We start from the raw sequence: 16636 nt of genomic DNA on the forward strand, positions 1-16636 counted from the left end.
CTACTGCCGCATGGGGTTGAGTGCTCCCAACTTTTTGAGGGGATCTAGGGATTATCTAGGCCGTATCGAAGCTCTGTTGCTCTCTAATGCTGCAATATCTCTATCGCCACACAACAAACCAGCAACAACTAATGCTAAGAAAACGTGCGCTATTCTCACTCGTCATCGTCGCTCAACACACCTATATCAGCCCTATTTATGCCGGCTTCACCCACAGACATAAGTAAATGCCTGAACGACTAAAACATCTGCAGGTAAACACACGGCTAGATCATAGGACCAAGCGGAACAACACGCTTAGGTACGTGCCATTATCGACCACCTGCATTAGCGTATAACTGCGCATAGCTCATGATGTACATTAGGATTGGGCAAAGCCGACGACTGAGCATGAAGCGTAAGGTGATCGGGTGACGCGTCTGCAGATGAAAAGAGCACAGGTAAAGAGTACGCCGTACCAAGCCAGCGACTAGCCATGAAGCTTAAGGTGATCGAGTGACACGTCTGCAGGTGAAAATAGTGGTCTAAGAATAGGTTAAACCGAACGCACGATTGAACTGGATTAGTCTTAACTTAACCTGTAAATATTCAAATCACGATACAATTAGACCCGATAGATGGCTTTAACCCACTTCTACCCAAAGTTTGCCGCAGCTCGAAGTTCAGCCATTTGTTGTCTGATAATTTGAGATACATAATATAATGACTACCAAAAAGTAAGGTCTGATCATGAGGGATTTCATAAACCGTTACAGTGAATCAGACTTGCCTAGTCTGGTTCACGCCCTGCACACGATCATTTTTCATGAACTTCGGGCTAACCAATTTTTGCCCAAAGTTTGCTAGATCTTGTTTAGTGAATCGAAAACTGACGAATGAATTGCCCTATAAAATCTCATCTATTTACCCAATGTTTGGCCCTACCGTAAAGTGACTAACAATGTATGGGTATACAGTCGTATTTAAATGTAGATGCTTTTGAGTGTTTTTACACTCATTAGTTTGCGCGTTTTTCCGGATGGTGTATTTGATAAAAAGCTGATAAGTTCCTTTTATTACAAGTAATTAACAGTGCGCGTTTTTACTGGTCTAATGAGGTAAACGCGCATGCGCACTAATAAAATGTTATGTTTGGGGTATAAAAATGTACGTACGATTTGTCGTTGATCAGCTCGATGAGGACTCAAATCAAAGAAAAGGAATATTTCAGGCAATTAGTTGTATGAAGAAACAAGAAATATTCTATGACTATGAACTTGAACATATCGCTGAGGTGATGGGGTGGTTTGATGAAAACCTTGAATCTCCTTTAGACTACTTAAACAAGCAGAAGTCTAAGAAATCTGAGGTGTATATCAGTTGGTTTCTTGAGTCTGCCTCTGAACACATATCTAAAATACGTGAGTTTGTTTTTTTAGTTGAAAGTAAGGGTGTAGCAGTTGATCAACTAAGAACAGAAACCCCAGGAAAAATAGTTTACGCCGATAAATATCAAGTGTTTGCTAAGCCATTTAGGCGCTTCTAAGCAAACATAATCGGGTAGCCGGAGGTATCTAGCCTCCAGCCCCCACACCACCCTGCATGCGGCTCCGCACAGGGCGGTTCATTTAGAACGCCTAACCTGTTTTCTGGTTCGGATAGTGAACCGCGATCCATCCATCTCTCAGTGAATACAATCCTGCTTTCTTAAGATACTCATTACTCAGCGCTTGCTGTATCCCGGGTGTTTTCGAACTTCGCCATGGACCTTTACTTGTGATCCCACAACCAACAGCGGCTTGGATCCTGACGCCACGCTTAAGTAAATTCTGCACCTTAGTCCGTGGTTTTCGCCACTGACGCCAGTAGCACATACGTACGCGACGACGGATCCAATGGTCTAAATCGACACACCCTTGATAAGCGTTGGCTATGCCAAAGTAGTTGATCCAGCCTTGCATGTATTGCCGCACTTTAAACAATTGATAGCTCATGCTCACGCCCCAATTGCGGTTTGTCAGTCGCCTTATCTTTTGTTTGAAGATGTGCAGTGTTTTGACATGCCACTGGATCTTTCCGCAGTTAAAGGTAAACCCTAGGAACTTGCTTTGGCCTACCTTAACCACTTGGCTTTTCTGTTCGTTAACAACCAGTTTTAGCTTAGTGGCAAGATAGCGAGTAATGCTCTTTAGTACCCGTTCCCCCGCGCGAATAGACCTTACCAAAATGATAAAGTCGTCCGCGTAGCGGGCGAATTTATGCCCTCGGCTTTCCAGCTCTTTATCCAGACTATCCAGCATAATGTTAGAGAGTAAAGGCGAGAGTGGGCCGCCTTGAGGCACGCCTTCGAAACTTGCTTCAAATTGGTCGTTGATCATCACGCCAGCACGCAGGTATTTACCAATAAGCGCCAGCAGACGCTTATCCTGTACCTTAATCCTCAATTGAGTCATCAACAGGTCGTGATTAACTCGGTCAAAGAACTTGGACAGATCAACATCGACGGCAAATTTGCGTTTCTGTTTGATGATATCCCTGACTTGCAAGACCGCTTGTTTGGCATTCCTATTCGGTCTAAAGCCGAAGCTATTAGCCGAGAAGAAAGGGTCAAACAACGGCGTGAGAATTTGAGCAATGGCTTGCTGTATCACACGGTCAATGACGTTAGGGATCCCCAGTTTGCGTTTACCGCCATCGGGTTTGTCGATCTCTACGCGCCTGACCGCTGAGGGTTGATATTCACCTAACTCAAGTTGAAATTTACACTGTTGCCAGCCACCTTGTTGCATCCAGAGCGGGAAGGCTTCGATGGTCATGCCATCGATACCAGCCGCGCCTTTATTGGCTTTAACTTGACGCCAAGCTCGGTGTAAATTCTCAGGTTCGAGTAGTTGTTGAAATAAATCGCTGTTGAAGGCTGGTTGCAGCTCAATACGCTGCTGATAGTAATCGTCTGACGACGTAGTGGGTATCGACAAGTTTGACAAGACTCCTCCTTCTTCTAAATGTTCAGGCCTTCACCATGTCCCAACCATTACGATGGGCGTTGGGTTACTATGCCGTCTGCTGACTTCTGCTTAATCACATGCCAAGTTACCCCGTCGTGCGCTATCGGTTTTCATCTGGTTCGCTCTTTTCAGTCGATGATGCTGAAAAGCCAAGGCACTTATAAACCAGAGCCTTACTGGTTAATGACCGATCGCGTGTTAAACAGATCTCCCCAGATAAGAACATGAACTTTCTTTGCACTGCTGCATCATTTACGGTGGCCATTAGATCACGTGGTTTCGTCGTCTTGTGCCAACTCACCTCTAGCCTACGCCTCATATGATGTTCTTGTTCATCAGCTCGCAAATTTGCTAGCGGCTTCCTTCAGACCAATCCTCGCGGATAAGCCCTTGCCATTCGCTAGTAGTTAACGTTTAATAACAGCATGTTATTGAACGGTGATCTTCCTACAGAGGACTTTCACCTCATTAGTTCATGCCCATGCTGGGCGTACACAAGTCAAAGCACTCGGACGCAGCAAAGCTGCGCCGGTGTTTGAGGCGTTATCTCCATAGAAATTTGAATCCGAAACTGACGAGTGAGAGCAAAGGGTCTATCACGCTTTTGTCCCGAAGTGAGTCGTGTGGTGGTCGCAGTTCACAATGGCGGGATTCTATACGTGAATCACTCTAGGTAAGTCTGACTCACTGAAACAGTCTCACTTAGAGTAATTCATGGGAAAAATTTAGAGTTAAAGTACATTATGATTGGGGCACACTCATAAGAAATATATGGTAAAGCAATAACGTCTCACACTAATCAATGTTTAATCGCTTCAGTCGGCAATCATACTGCTACAAATATGAGTATTCTCCTTATTTACGAAGCTATGATTTAAGCCGTAGGACAAAGTTGCGCTTTTAGTTCATCTTCACTAGTAAAGCCGCGATATCCCTTCACTAACTCCCCGTTTGCATTTAATAAAAGTAAGATCGGAGTCGCGGGTATACCTCCCATATCTTTGAGTAATTTAGGCGGTGCGCGATAGGCTTCAAAGGGAAAATCAAGCCGAAACAAAGCGCGCTTTAGTGTTAAGTTATCACCATTAACGCCCAAGGCGACGGGATGAATAGATTGACTGCAATCTTTATGTATTTTTTTGAGCACCACAGATTGTTTGATACACCAAGGGCATTCAGGCTCAAAAAACATGATTGCAGTCGGTTGGCCTTCAAGATGCGAGAGGTTGGTCAGTTTTTGGCTTCGCAGGGCTTGAAACTGATAGTCGCGAGTAAACTGCGCCGCCTGTAGAGGCATAGCGCAGCAAACTAAAACTAATACGATTTGACGTAACATCAGAAGGTTAACTTCATGCCTGCGTAGATTTCTCTCCCACGCAGCGGACCGTAGATATAGCCTACGTCAAAGGCACCTTCAGCATCGTAAAACAGCGGTGTTTCTTCATCGCCAGCTTGAGTGTAATCAAATAAATTACTGACACCACTATAAAGAGACATATATTCGTTTATCTCATAGCTAACACGTAAGTCGAGGGTGAGGTAAGCAGGCGCATCAGTGGTCTTTTTAGAATCGAGATCGACTTGACCATTAGCATCTAAGCGGTTGTAACCATCGTAGCCATATTCAGATAAATCACGACTACCTACCCAGACGAGATTAGCGAAGAACTCCCAATCGTTTACATCCCAATCTAAAGAGAGTGTTACCCTTTCCTCAATTGGGGCAACGGCATACGATGATTTGAATACTGAGTCATAATCGAAATGTTCAGCCGTTAGACTTAATGTCATATCCTCGGTTAAGCGGTAACCAAATGCGATATCACTGGTGATTACTGTTGCTTTTTCGTCGAGCTGAGTCAGCAATGGAATACCATGGTCATTCGTCGTTAATGCCGCAAGATGCTCCACTTCTGTCCATGCGATAGAGGCTGTAGAGGTGAGTTTCTCCCCCTCATAACTTAACGCATAACTGGCTGAGTTAGAGCGTTCCAGTTCATCAATATCTATATCAAAACCAAGGGAACCGTCTAATATGCCATGATCGGTCTCAAAGAAGGAAAGCGGGGCTCGATAACCTCGCCCAGCTGAGACGCGTGATGTCCATTCATCATTGTGGCGCAGGCGTATATCAAGCCGTGGGGATAGAATAGATTCATCGAGTTCGGTACCCGGTTTTTTAGGATCGGTAAAATCGGCGGTGATCGTATCGTAACGAAGGGCCATGGCGACTTCGAGAGCGTCAGTTGCTTGCCACGTATCCTGTAGATAAATGCCCTTCACATCATAATCAAAGGAGTCAGATGCATAATCTGGATTCGCACTGCCAGTTCTAGAATGAGAGCGCATTTCCTCTGTGCGTAAATCGGCACCAAAGGTAAGTAGTTGGTTTTCGCTTAGTAGGTAGTTAAAACGAGCATCAAAGAACCACATTTTGTCTTCAGCGGTATAGTCAAATCCTTCATAGAATGAATCTTGTTTATGTTCTGCATAGCTTGTAGCCAAATGCATATTCCAGTCATTACTAAATTCTTTAAGCCAAGCTAATGAGGCCTCGTTACGCTCAGTTTTGATCCATTCGGTGGTTTCCCATGCTTTGCCAGTAAACGGTTTGCGAACATCGCCATCTTCAAACAGTTGTTGAGGCTCGCTAAATTGATCGTCAAAACCGGACAATACATTACCAATGCTTGATGCTGTGCCATCAGCAAAGGTACTCCCTAACATAGGTCCCCCAAAAATCTCTGATTGAATATTGGCAAGACGTAGCACGAGATTGTCGGTATCTGTGACATCCTGCGACACTCTGGCAGTCAGGCTGCGGTTCTCCTGCAGTGGTGCTTCATTGACCTTGTTATTATCGGCATCAAACTGATCCCTATCATCATATTGAGCTACTAAAGTGGCACGGGTACTGCCATCCTCACTTACCCCCTTTCCTAGAAAACCCAGTTTTCGGTAACCATTTTCACCCGCTGATACATCGAGTTCTGCGCCGTTTTCCGTAGGTTCGTAACTGATAATATTTATGGTACCGCCAATAGCCTCAGGGGCAATTAATGACGCGCCCGCACCTCTGGCGACTTCAATACGTTCTATCCCTGTGGTAGGGATAGCATCTACGGCATAGTAGCCCGAGATCATGGTATGCACAGGTAAACCATCGACTAAAATCGTAGTTTGCTCCCCTTTCATGCCGTTAAGCATAATGCGTTTAACGCCACACATTGAGCATTCGTTAGAAACCTTGACGCCTGGCGAATTATCTATAGCTTCTGATAAATTAACAGCGTTTTTGTTTTCAATCGTGGTTGCGTTAATGACCTCAGTTTTCATTATCGTATTGGCTAGTGTTCCCGCTTGTTCTAGCCGCTGCCTTACTCCGATAACACTCATACGTTCAATATTTGCTGTTTCAGCGCTATCAACTTCTTCAGCGACCACCAGTTGTGGGCTGAGTAGCATGGCTAAAATGGTGGCCAGATAAGTAGGTTTCACTCTCGTTTCTCCGTAAAATAGAAAGTGGCGCCACAATACATTAATAAGAATGATTATTATTTGATTTACATCATGCTTTTAACATCCGTTTAAAATTTGTATTAACGAGATGATAAATATTGCTGGTGCTAGGACTCTGGAATAAATCGAAAAAAACTAACATTTTGAATTATATTGGTCGATTGTGAGCTTGAGTGATGTTGCATCACTCAAAACTCATTTCATTTATAACTCGCCTAACATCGATTTTTCGGGATCTTCAGATGTGAGAAAAAGTCACAGATGAGACATTTAAAAGCATTCTATGTATTTCATATTACGGCAGAGTCATCGAATTACAGTAAGGCAGCAGAAAGACTTCATATCACTCACGGAGCAGTGAGTAAGCAAATTAAATTGCTAGAGAGCCATTTGTCGCAGTTACTGTTTTACAAACAAGGTTGTAGTGGGTTAGTGAATTTGATCTGCTATTTGTAGGCGACTAGTGTGGTTTGGAGTAGAAAAATTTATCTGAAAAAGAAGGCTCTCCATCTCGTAGTAACTCGGAAGTGTCCCAAAGTGTGGTGTCGAGTGGAGCTTGAGCGCTTGGAACTCACACAAGACAGCTCAAAATCTCGCAATTCCTCTTAGCTTTTCGAGCGGAAAAATTAACACAAAAGCATCAAAAAAATGCCGTTGCATACTCCTTTAGGGTTGCTGTTGCATGGATTTGAGTGCTCCCAACTTTTTAAGGAGATCTTGGGATTATCTAGGCCGCATGAACGAAGCTTCGAACCAAACTGAAGTATTACGGTTATTGCTGAGTAACTTATTAATAACAACATCATACCAAGATAATTTGGGTATAGCCCCTCACCGCCGAGGTGTTAATGCGTAATCATAAGCAAAGCCAGTAAAAAATGGCTTTCACGACTTAATTGAAAATAATGGCTAAGCCCTTGATATGTTTGGCTACTAACTCCAATATTCAACTAAACTCTCCTTGTTGTTTATAACGCCGCGCGCATGGGCCCGAGTTTACGAGCATCCCACGACTGGCGGCGTAATGATGTAACTTGTTAGCTATAGCTTTTCTTACATGAGACCAGTGATTAGGCTAGTGGCACAATTGAATTACCACTGCCAAAAGACCATTCATCTGCTTGAGTGGTATTTATAACGACCATAACGTCCTCAGGTCTTATACCTATTAGGGTATTAAGCCGCTCCACGAGATTCATATAAAAAGCCTGTTTGACTTTTGTGCTTCGCAAGCGACCCGCCGTAATGCAAATAAGTACATAGTTTTCTGAGCGAGGCCCTCCCATGTAATTCCTATCAAAAATTAACTCATAAGGCTCATGTTGATGGATTACCTGAAAGCGATCATCTAATGGCACTTCGAAAGAATCGACTAAAGACTGATGGATGCCGTCAGATAGATTTTTTATATACTCGGGGTCTTTACCCTTAAGAAGTGAAATGCGGACATATGGCATAATGATTCCTTATTCAGTAATAGTTAAATTTTCTATTAATTTAAAGCGGATGCTACCGCAGCCAACCAGCATAAAACGCTAAATGAGTGGTCGCCTCAACAAGCTCTTCTTTCGTTAAACCGTTATTGAGTGCGCGCATTAGGTTAAAAGGTAATTGCTCCAAACGGTACATTTAAATTAGAGCGACTATGGTAATTAAACTGCGGTCCGGTTTTGATAGTTCCACTCTTTCCCATGCATCGGCAAAAAGCCCATCATCACTTAATTGCGAGAATTTGGGGGCAATAGAGCCAAAGATTTTTAGGGTGGTTAATTGCTCATTAGATGTTTTCTTGTCACTCATACATAACCTTTAAAACCAAGTGAGTTATTGGGTAGCTAACGCTCCGTTCACCGGCTCGTCCGGTGCAACGGTTTGTTAAGTATGTTCACCAAGGGGCCCTTTCTGCTCCGCCCAATTTAAAAGCGCATCCAAAGCAGGACACAGAGCCTGCCCCCATTCAGTTAGCCTATATTCAACCTTAGGTGGCACCTGAGGATATACTGTGCGATGCACAATCCCGTCCGTCTCCAGCTTTCTCAACTGCTGGGCCAGCATCTTTTGCGAGATGCCAGGGATAAGCTTCTCGAAATCAGAATACCGTTGCACTTTTCCGTCAAACAAATGGAAAAGGATAATCAGTTTCCAACGCCCTTCTAGTAATTTAATTGCTTCAAGCGCTTCAGCCGCTGCACTAGCAGGCGTATAAATCTTTCTCATAGGTATGTGACTTACTTTTTGGTGCGTTCTTGATTATTTGTAATCGTAAGCAGAAACTTCCTGTTAAACAATATTGCACCGGAGAATCATAAATGAAAATTCAGTTAGCTGAATCCCTCGACAATTATTTTAATATCAGCAACGGCATAGAGACTGCTCGGGTAAATGATTGTTTCACACAGAGCGCGACTGTACATGATGAGGGTGGCACTTATCAGGGTCTCGCGGCTATTGAGTCGTGGTTACAAGAAACTCGGAAAAAGTACCAATTCAACTCAAAGCCTATAAGTATTGCCAAAATGGTCACCAAGAAATCGTAGTTGCAGAAGTCAGCGGCAATTTTACAGGCAGCCCAATACAACTGAAATATGTCTTTGTACTTAACGACGGAAAAATTCAATCACTGGAGATCTCATAATGGTTATGGATTTAGATCTAAAAGACAAAAAAGTGTTGGTGACTGCCGGTACGAAAGGAATAGGTAATGCTGTTGTGAAGCTGTTTAGAGACAGTGGCGCGAACGTACTTGCGACAGCTCGAACCCGTCCAGCCTCATTTCCCGAAGAGCTATTTGTCGCCGCAGATCTTACAACAACACAAGGGTGTAATACTGTTGTTGATGCCGTCAATAAACGTCTCGGCGGCACAGACGTAATTGTCCATGTTTTGGGCGGTTCTTCTGCACCTGCAGGTGGTTTTGCGGCGCTTAGCGAAGACGTATGGCAACATGAGTTAAATCTCAATCTTTTTCCCGCAGTTCGTTTAGACCGCTTATTGTTGTACTGGTCAACCCAAACTGGACACTTTTACTTGAGAATTTTCAAACTCTACAGGTGACAGATCGTCATTAGCAGAATGCAGCCGCTCCAAGTTGTAATATTTCATGTAAGCCGTCACATCTTGCTTCATAAACTCCCTTGTTGGTTGATTAACTTTAAAAATCCAATCGTGTTTTAAGCTGCCAAAGAATCGCTCGACAACGGCATTATCCCAACACGCCCCCACATCACCCATGCTGGCTCGGATACCATAGCTCAATAGCAGCCTGCCGAATTGCTTACTGGTATATTGCGAGCCTCGGTCACTGTGGAATACCAGCCCTCGCGCTGGTTGTCGCAGGTTGTAGGCTTTTATTAATGCCTTAGATATCAAATCTGTGGTCATGCGTTTATCTATGTGCCATCCCACAATCCGGCGTGAATATAAATCCATCACCACTGCCAAATACATCCAGCCTTCACCCGTCTTTAAATAGGTCACGTCACCCGCCCAAACCTGATTAGCCGATACTGGATTAAAGTTCATGTTTAACAGATTATCAGCCACTGCATCTGAGTGTTTTCGCTGCGTAGTCACCTTGTAAGCGCGTCGCTGGGTTGCTTTGAGTCGAAGGCGGTGCATAATTTTACGAACGAGATAGCGACCAACCTGGTAGCCTTCCTTGCGCAATTTCTTCACCATTGCACGATTTCCTAAGCTGCCTCGACTTTGCTTAAATAGCTGTCGAACAAGGCGATAAAGCTTCAGTGTTTCAAGGCTTATCACGTTTGCAGGGCGCTTATGCCAATCGTAATAACCTGATTTACTTACACTCATTACTCGACATAACAGTGCTACGGGAAACAGGTTGGATTGCCGTTTGATGAAACGAAATTTTACTTCATTTCTTTCGCAAAGAAGGCGCTGGCCTTTTTTAGAATTTCTTTCTCCATTCGTAATTCTTTGTTTTCTTTACGTAATCGTTTTAGCTCATCACGCTCAGACTCTTCTAAGGTGACACCTTGTTTCAGGGCTTGGTGTTTTTCCTTCCAGTTGTAAAGCAGGCTCGTGCTAACTCCAAGAGACTTTGCCGCATCGGCAATGCTATAACCTTGTTCTAGCACCATCAAGACAGCTTCATCTTTAAATGCCTGGGGATAACTCTTATGTGATTTCTTCAGACTCATATAGACCTCTTAATTTATTGACCATACTGTCTCAAAATTAAGTGTCCGATGGGATTAGACCAGAACAAAATCTGTGTTAAATCTGAGCGAAATACAAAACCAAGGTATAAAAAAACCCTCTGGCGATGTCGCTCAGAGGGTTTTTTTAAAGACGCAAAAAACTACCCCCCGAGAATTCTCGTGGTGGTAGTGGTGGTGTTAATTGCGCTTACATATATTTTGTTCATGCGTCAGTAATAACAAATCATCCCTATCGCAGCAAGGATTTTTTTTAAATGCCACAGTATCGTGTCAGCTTCTAATCACTGCCAGTCTCCCATAAAACATAGATGCATAGCACATAAGTATGAGTAATTTTCAGAACGATAATATCAACTGACTGTGGAGGCTTTTTCAATGTACTGCCGACTCATGACGGACAAAATTTCAATGCAAACTTTTACACATAACGACACAAACAGTCACACATTAGTATATTTTAAATGTGGTGACAAAAGCCTTAGTTAAATCAACACCTGCACATTAACTCAAAATAATCGAAAAATAACGTATTTTAAAATCGCTTTTTGCCAAATACGAGTTATTAACTTTACAAGAGAAATACCCAACGCTTAGGATATCTATGATTCACACTTAATAAATAGCTACGCAGATTGCCCAGTTATATCGGGACAAATTAGATGTGGTTTTATGTCAGTTAATTAAATAGATAACGGCGATTACGCGTTTCCTTACTTTAAGCAAATTAGAGAAAATAGGATTTCAATTCCTTTTGTCGGAAATGAAATCCAAATTGATGCAAATTTACTGATCCACTACAGCATCCATATTAATTAAGTGCTCGCGTTCGACAATGCCCAAATGCTATTTCGTTCTCCAAAATAAGCTCGCTTATGAACTTTCTGGGCGCAAAAATAAAAGCATATAGCAAAAAGCAACGCCACCATATCGACTGGCCCCAAACTAGCATAAGCAATCGACTCGGATGGTGCAAACAACGGTGAGATGAGTGTACTCACAGGGATCAATGCACAAACTAATGCCAATAACTTCAGTATATGGATTGCGGCCAACGCAGGGTTACGAACAAAACTATAAATAATCGCCCCAAAAAATATAACGTAGTAACAGACAAGGTAATGACTATTGACCTGATGAGTTACCAGATAAAGCCATTTAGTCAACAAGATAGCGAAACTCACCCCCAACATTGACCCTAAACAAACACCAATTGTCAGCGATGCCATAAAACTTGTCGATGCTTGCTGTTCATCTTGCTTTTTACGACGTTTTTCTAGCCAGAGCAAATTGCCACTATAAAACAAAAATGCCCCTAATAAACCAAAGGCAAAATACATCCAGCGACCAAAGTCACCCGCGTAATTACCAAAATGCAGAGCAAACAAACTGTTTACAATAGGACCATACGCCCCCTCACTGGCTTGATTAAGTGTGTTAAATTGCACCGCAAAGGTATAAGGGTTCAGATAAATAAAATCGCTATAGCCACCACGCATTATCTGCCCATCGGTTTTTACTTCGACAGCTAGCGCGGGATTGGTAGTTGAAAGGTTTGAAAACGCCATAGAAACAATTTGATAGCCATGGGTCATCGCACTTAATTGCTGTCGATACGTTGCCATTGATGGAAGTTCAGTAATTGAGTATTCAACATTTGAGCGTACAGGCCGTTCAAATAAAGGTTTATCACCATAAACGATACCCAACCCACCATAAAAAAAGTCGTGGAACGCAAAAACAATCACTGTCCATGCGATGATGATGTGGAATGGCAAACTGATGATGCCAACGAGATTATGGCTATCTAGCCAAAGGCGGTTACTTCCCTTATTTTGCCTCAGTGCGAACAAGTTTTTGACTAAAGTAGGCAGCAAAATAATTACACCTGACACTAACGCCAAAAAATACAATAGGGCCGCCACACCTAAAACAATCACACCTAAATCTTCATGGCCCACTTTACCGATGATGCCAGCGGTACGATGCAGTTGGTCAATTAACGTGCCCAACTCGTTAGTACTACTCATTTGGGTGATAATCTCGCCATGCTCAGTCAAGCTTGCATGCCGTAATTGATCATCTAATCGAATACCCCGACCGCCGCCATGTTCGTACCACTTCATTGGTGATTCATGTTCATCAAAGCTGATAATAAAACCTTCCTTAGCTTTATCATATTGGCTCAATGCCTTCGTAATTAACTCATCCAACCGCTCACTGGGTACTTGAGCTAACTGCTGATTTGACGGTATAGCCCATTGTTCAATTTGCGGTTTGAACATAGTCAATGCACCCGCATAAAAAGCAATGAATAATAGCAGTCCAGTTAATATTCCCGTCCACGTATGGATAGACTGATAAGTACGAAGCACATCTGCACGGATTCTCATAACAATGTCCATAACCCGATGAAAATAAGATAAATAGCAACATTAGCCAAGGCCAAGCCACACAAGGCTGTGGTTGCGGTCTTGAATAAAAAACTCAGAGAAACAACAGTCAACCAAATCAAACTAATCAGCCACATATTAAGCTGTACTTTCATTGGCGCATCAATTCCTCCTGGGCCAAACCAAGCAAAAACCGCCACCATTCCGTAGGCAAATGTGAGACCTAACACACCTGCAATCAGGCTTTTTCGCCACCAATGAGGCTGAATCTTTTCAGCTTCAGTTAACCGCTTCATGACAATTCACCTCTATGTTTTACGAGCGTGACCAACGGAATGCATATCAGCAATAGCAAGACATTAAAAAACCAAGTGAATAATGCGGATATCAAACTCAAATGCTGCGACCAAAAAAATAGTGCCAATAAAAGTAAACAATATCCGATTATCAAAAATGATTTAGGTAATGACGTTCGTCTTAATCTTTGATGTTTACTCGTACCGTAAATAAGCATGATACCGATAACTGTCGCTACAAAAGCTGAAATTCCAAACATATTTACCCTGTTATTTTCATTATTTGGTAGAGGTCACAAAACCGATAAATGGTAATGCAAATGACATACATTCGCAATTGCGATTAAGGTTATTTTAATGTAAATTGTCGGCACTTCTAGCTAACACCACGCTATTCATTAATAGTCAGTCCGAGGATCTTCATGAAACACAGGGCATTTAAGAAAAATATGATTGCGGCACTTCTGTCGAGTATTAGCATGTCAACGGCTGCCGCTGCCGTCGAGATAGCGTCGGCAGATGCTATTGAAAAAATTACTGTATATGGCGAAAAAATTGAGCGCAGTTTAAAAGATACGACCTCGTCGGTATCTGTTATTGACAAAGAAACACTCGATAGCGGTCAGTATCAGTCGATTTCAAATGCTTTGTCCGAAATACCTAACGTTGTCGTACTAACAGGCTCGGTACCAGATATCCGTGGTGTCTCAGGCAATGGTTCGGCTTCAGGCTTCAACTCATTCACTGGCGGTGCTCGTGCACGCGTTTCCACTCTGATTGATGGTGTGGCAGAACCCTTTGTAGCCGATCTCACTGGCGATACAGGTTTATGGGACATTCAACAAATTGAAATATTTCGAGGGCCACAATCGACCATTAATGGCCGTAACAGTATTGGTGGCACTGTATTTATAAAAACTGAAGATCCCACGTTTGATTGGCATGGTGCCGCCCGTTTAGGTTACCGCAACCAAGATAACTATATTGATAGCGCCGTGATGCTATCAGGCCCGATTCTAGACGACGAATTAGCCTTTAGGATCAGCGGGCAAAATGTCACAGGTGAAACCTATAACAAAGGTTTGGAATACAGCACAAACCCAGCCACATTCGACCAAAATGAACTCATCACTAATCGCTGGCGCGGCAAGGTTTTATGGCAACCAAGTGCGATTGACGCTCTAAAAGTGATGTATAGCTTCTCGTTTAATGATGAGAAAGGAGATTCCGGACGTAACTACTTCACGGGAAATGACCCTTGGGCATATAACCCTATCTTTCAGCGTTATATTGAAACTAAATCGGCCACACACTCAGTAAAAATCGACTACGATCTTGGTGAAGGCAAAGCATTTGATTTAGTTGTCGCCTACATGGATTATGACTGGGGCTTTGAATCTTACGAGCCAGTAGTGACAGCACAGCAATATGTGGATATGAAAGATCAAAGTTACACTGTCGATGGTAAATACAGTTTTGGCTTAAATAACCGCGACTTGAATGGTTTTATTGGCCTATCTTATTTTGAGCGCAGCCAAGACTTTGATAGCACAGGCAGCTCAATTTATAACGGCGATGACAGTAGCACATCAACGTCTATTTACGGTGAAATCACCTATGGTTTAAATGACTCACTTTGGGTCACTCTCGGCGGTCGGGTGATGCGTGATGAACAAACACGTAATTTTTCGATGCAATACCAAGGCAATCAACTAAATGAAAACCTCGATGACGGCACCACAGTCACACTGCCTAAGTTAGTACTGCAATACGCCATCACAGATAACACGACCTTAGCCGCCAGTGCGCGCCGCGGATATAACGCTGGCGGTGGAGCATTGTCGTTAGCAGAAAGTGAATACTACTATTACGATGAAGAATTTGTTGATACCTTCGAACTTAGCTCGCGCAGTGAATTTTTAGACGGTAATGTCAACCTTAGTGCCAACCTTTTCTATAACAACTTCGATGGATATCAAGCATCTAATCAAGCTCGAAAAATTACCAATGTAGACAAAGCAGTTACCTATGGTATTGAAACAGCTCTGACTGCAATGCTTGGTAATAACTGGCAATTAACGACTGGAGTGGGCTTACTCGACAGTGAAATTAAACGAGCAGGTCCTAATTATGGGGATGTTATCGGCAATCAACTGAATGCGGCGCCACACGTTACAGCAAACTTAGGCATTAAATATTGGCTCAATGACGAGCTAACCTTTGGCCTATCAGGCAACTATGTTGGTGAATACTTCGCCGATATCAACAACACAGAAGACCGCGTGGCAGGTGACTATGTAGTAACTCGCTTTAGCGTCGATTATCAAGCCAACAGCTGGCGGGTGAGTGGCTTCGTGAACAACCTATTTGATGAGCAAGCATTGACAGTAAATGAGCCTCCCAGCCGCAGGTATGTGGACGGTTACGCTGCAATTATCGACCCAAGAAACATCGGTGTATCAGTGATGTATAACTTTTAAGCTATCTTGTTCACATAGACTTTTATGCTTGAAAACACCCCCTATTAAAGGGGGTGTTTTCATTATTAGTCAAACAACATACACAATCGTTCCCCTTTGCCCACCAAACTGAACATGCAAAAGTTTTCTACGACAAATGCAGTCTCTCTAACGCAGCGTGTTTGCCCAAACAAATGCATAAAGGCGTATTGCGGCAAGAGCACCAGAACGATAAATCCACAAAACAATCATTTGTAAAAGCATAGTTTCATTATGATCAATATAGAGCTCACACCTAAGCTCAGCGCATCATTTAATCGCGAATTATTTTGCATAGGTAACGGGCCGAACCTTTGATAAAATCCAGTCAACGGGTTAGCAGTCTTGGTGGACAACCGTCTAACCCGCCAGCCCTCGTAAGAGGGCGTTTCATTTAATTCATCCTATCCAGCAGTGCCATTTCGGCTTTTCTTAGCCAGAAGATATAGGACTTTTTGCTGTCAAATCCCATTAAGGCCCATTGCTCTTTGCACAGGTAATGGGCGCGGATAGCGCGTTTGCAGTTTATGGATAACTGCTCAACGAGGTGGTCAAAGTGGGCGACGTGGGCAGGCACGTTGAGTTCGTGCTTTAAGTTGCCACCGCCCAAGGCTTCGCCTAAACGGTCGCAGGCGCTGCGGTTCGAAAACCCCTTGCCTAACTCTTGGTGCACCCAATAACGGCCCCAGCGATAAAGCCCTAACCGCAACGCCTTAATGTTCATCCTCTGCTCGGGTTCATCGCTAAAGCCCATTAGCCACT

General features: G+C 43.2%; 14 protein-coding genes and 1 pseudogene. 4 read left to right on the plus strand and 11 right to left on the minus strand.

Going from position 1 to position 16636, the window contains the following annotated elements:
* The first annotated feature begins 1222 nt into the window (after positions 1-1222).
* The gene (locus tag FW758_RS22695; RefSeq protein ID WP_246203273.1) at positions 1223-1525 is read left to right on the plus strand and encodes a hypothetical protein; all 303 of its coding nucleotides are present in this window, start codon (positions 1223-1225) and stop codon (positions 1523-1525) included.
* A 91-nt stretch (positions 1526-1616) separates the two neighbouring features.
* On the opposite strand, the gene ltrA is transcribed toward FW758_RS22695, so the two are convergent.
* The 3 genes from ltrA to FW758_RS22710 form a co-directional block, all read right to left on the minus strand.
* The gene (ltrA, locus tag FW758_RS22700) at positions 1617-2966 is read right to left on the minus strand and encodes a group II intron reverse transcriptase/maturase (RefSeq protein ID WP_446446609.1); all 1350 of its coding nucleotides are present in this window, start codon (positions 2964-2966) and stop codon (positions 1617-1619) included.
* A gap of 895 nt (positions 2967-3861) precedes the next feature.
* Positions 3862-4323 carry a TlpA family protein disulfide reductase gene (locus tag FW758_RS22705; RefSeq protein ID WP_446446610.1) on the minus strand — a complete coding sequence of 154 codons (462 nt, stop codon included), beginning with the start codon at positions 4321-4323 and terminating at the stop codon, positions 3862-3864.
* Positions 4323-6485 (minus strand): TonB-dependent receptor plug domain-containing protein, encoded by a 2163-nt coding sequence (locus FW758_RS22710; RefSeq protein WP_446446611.1) that lies wholly within the window; start codon positions 6483-6485, stop codon positions 4323-4325. The genes FW758_RS22705 and FW758_RS22710 overlap by 1 nt, the downstream gene beginning before the upstream one ends.
* A gap of 282 nt (positions 6486-6767) precedes the next feature.
* Between FW758_RS22710 and FW758_RS22715 the strand changes: the two are divergent.
* Positions 6768-6926 (plus strand): annotated as a pseudogene (locus FW758_RS22715) (helix-turn-helix domain-containing protein); the annotation flags it as partial.
* Positions 6927-7576: 650 nt separating this feature from the next.
* On the opposite strand, the gene FW758_RS22720 reads toward FW758_RS22715, so the two are convergent.
* The 4 genes from FW758_RS22720 to FW758_RS22735 form a co-directional block, all read right to left on the minus strand.
* Complete coding sequence (locus FW758_RS22720) at positions 7577-7963, minus strand: tautomerase family protein (protein WP_446446612.1); 387 nt, start codon at positions 7961-7963, stop codon at positions 7577-7579.
* 52 nt (positions 7964-8015) lie between these two features.
* The gene (locus FW758_RS22725; RefSeq protein WP_446446613.1) at positions 8016-8135 is read right to left on the minus strand and encodes a carboxymuconolactone decarboxylase family protein; all 120 of its coding nucleotides are present in this window, start codon (positions 8133-8135) and stop codon (positions 8016-8018) included.
* Positions 8136-8306 carry a hypothetical protein gene (locus FW758_RS22730; protein WP_446446614.1) on the minus strand — a complete coding sequence of 57 codons (171 nt, stop codon included), beginning with the start codon at positions 8304-8306 and terminating at the stop codon, positions 8136-8138. It abuts the gene before it with no gap.
* A 75-nt stretch (positions 8307-8381) separates the two neighbouring features.
* A complete protein-coding gene (locus FW758_RS22735; RefSeq protein ID WP_446446615.1) occupies positions 8382-8723 on the minus strand; it encodes a winged helix-turn-helix transcriptional regulator in 342 nt (113 codons plus the stop codon).
* A gap of 423 nt (positions 8724-9146) precedes the next feature.
* Between FW758_RS22735 and FW758_RS22740 the strand changes: the two genes are divergently transcribed.
* On the plus strand, positions 9147-9560 hold the full coding sequence (locus tag FW758_RS22740; protein ID WP_446446619.1) for an SDR family NAD(P)-dependent oxidoreductase: 414 nt from the start codon (positions 9147-9149) through the stop codon (positions 9558-9560).
* Here FW758_RS22740 and FW758_RS22745 read toward each other — a convergent pair.
* The 3 genes from FW758_RS22745 to FW758_RS22755 form a co-directional block, all read right to left on the minus strand.
* A protein-coding gene (locus FW758_RS22745) for an IS3 family transposase (RefSeq protein WP_446446616.1) occupies positions 9510-10669 on the minus strand; the annotation gives its coding sequence in 2 pieces (ribosomal slippage) (positions 9510-10420 and positions 10420-10669; 1161 coding nt in all). The genes FW758_RS22740 and FW758_RS22745 overlap by 51 nt on opposite strands.
* An 833-nt stretch (positions 10670-11502) precedes the next feature.
* The gene (locus FW758_RS22750) at positions 11503-13080 is read right to left on the minus strand and encodes a PepSY-associated TM helix domain-containing protein (RefSeq protein WP_446446617.1); all 1578 of its coding nucleotides are present in this window, start codon (positions 13078-13080) and stop codon (positions 11503-11505) included.
* Positions 13077-13376 (minus strand): hypothetical protein, encoded by a 300-nt coding sequence (locus FW758_RS22755; protein WP_338258048.1) that lies wholly within the window; start codon positions 13374-13376, stop codon positions 13077-13079. The genes FW758_RS22750 and FW758_RS22755 overlap by 4 nt, the downstream gene beginning before the upstream one ends.
* Before the next feature lie 422 nt (positions 13377-13798).
* On the opposite strand from FW758_RS22755, the gene FW758_RS22760 reads away from it, so the two are divergent.
* Positions 13799-15856 (plus strand): TonB-dependent receptor, encoded by a 2058-nt coding sequence (locus tag FW758_RS22760; protein WP_446446618.1) that lies wholly within the window; start codon positions 13799-13801, stop codon positions 15854-15856.
* Positions 15857-16268: 412 nt separating this feature from the next.
* Here the strand turns inward: FW758_RS22760 and FW758_RS22765 are convergent, their stop codons facing one another.
* Entirely contained in the window at positions 16269-16628 is a 360-nt protein-coding gene (locus tag FW758_RS22765) for a hypothetical protein (RefSeq protein ID WP_006083861.1), read from the minus strand.
* Positions 16629-16636 lie beyond the last annotated feature (8 nt).

This window comes from Shewanella sp. 1180_01 (assembly GCF_052850535.1).

Coding starts and splice junctions, on each gene's coding strand:
- FW758_RS22695 (WP_246203273.1), top strand. CDS start 1,223: ATGAAGAAACAAGAAATATTCTATGACTATGAACTTGAACATATCGCT.
- FW758_RS22705 (WP_446446610.1), bottom strand. CDS start 4,323: ATGTTACGTCAAATCGTATTAGTTTTAGTTTGCTGCGCTATGCCTCTA.
- FW758_RS22720 (WP_446446612.1), bottom strand. CDS start 7,963: ATGCCATATGTCCGCATTTCACTTCTTAAGGGTAAAGACCCCGAGTAT.
- FW758_RS22725 (WP_446446613.1), bottom strand. CDS start 8,135: ATGTACCGTTTGGAGCAATTACCTTTTAACCTAATGCGCGCACTCAAT.
- FW758_RS22730 (WP_446446614.1), bottom strand. CDS start 8,306: ATGAGTGACAAGAAAACATCTAATGAGCAATTAACCACCCTAAAAATC.
- FW758_RS22735 (WP_446446615.1), bottom strand. CDS start 8,723: ATGAGAAAGATTTATACGCCTGCTAGTGCAGCGGCTGAAGCGCTTGAA.
- FW758_RS22740 (WP_446446619.1), top strand. CDS start 9,147: ATGGATTTAGATCTAAAAGACAAAAAAGTGTTGGTGACTGCCGGTACG.
- FW758_RS22750 (WP_446446617.1), bottom strand. CDS start 13,080: ATGAGAATCCGTGCAGATGTGCTTCGTACTTATCAGTCTATCCATACG.
- FW758_RS22755 (WP_338258048.1), bottom strand. CDS start 13,376: ATGAAGCGGTTAACTGAAGCTGAAAAGATTCAGCCTCATTGGTGGCGA.
- FW758_RS22760 (WP_446446618.1), top strand. CDS start 13,799: ATGAAACACAGGGCATTTAAGAAAAATATGATTGCGGCACTTCTGTCG.
- FW758_RS22765 (WP_006083861.1), bottom strand. CDS start 16,628: ATGGGCTTTAGCGATGAACCCGAGCAGAGGATGAACATTAAGGCGTTG.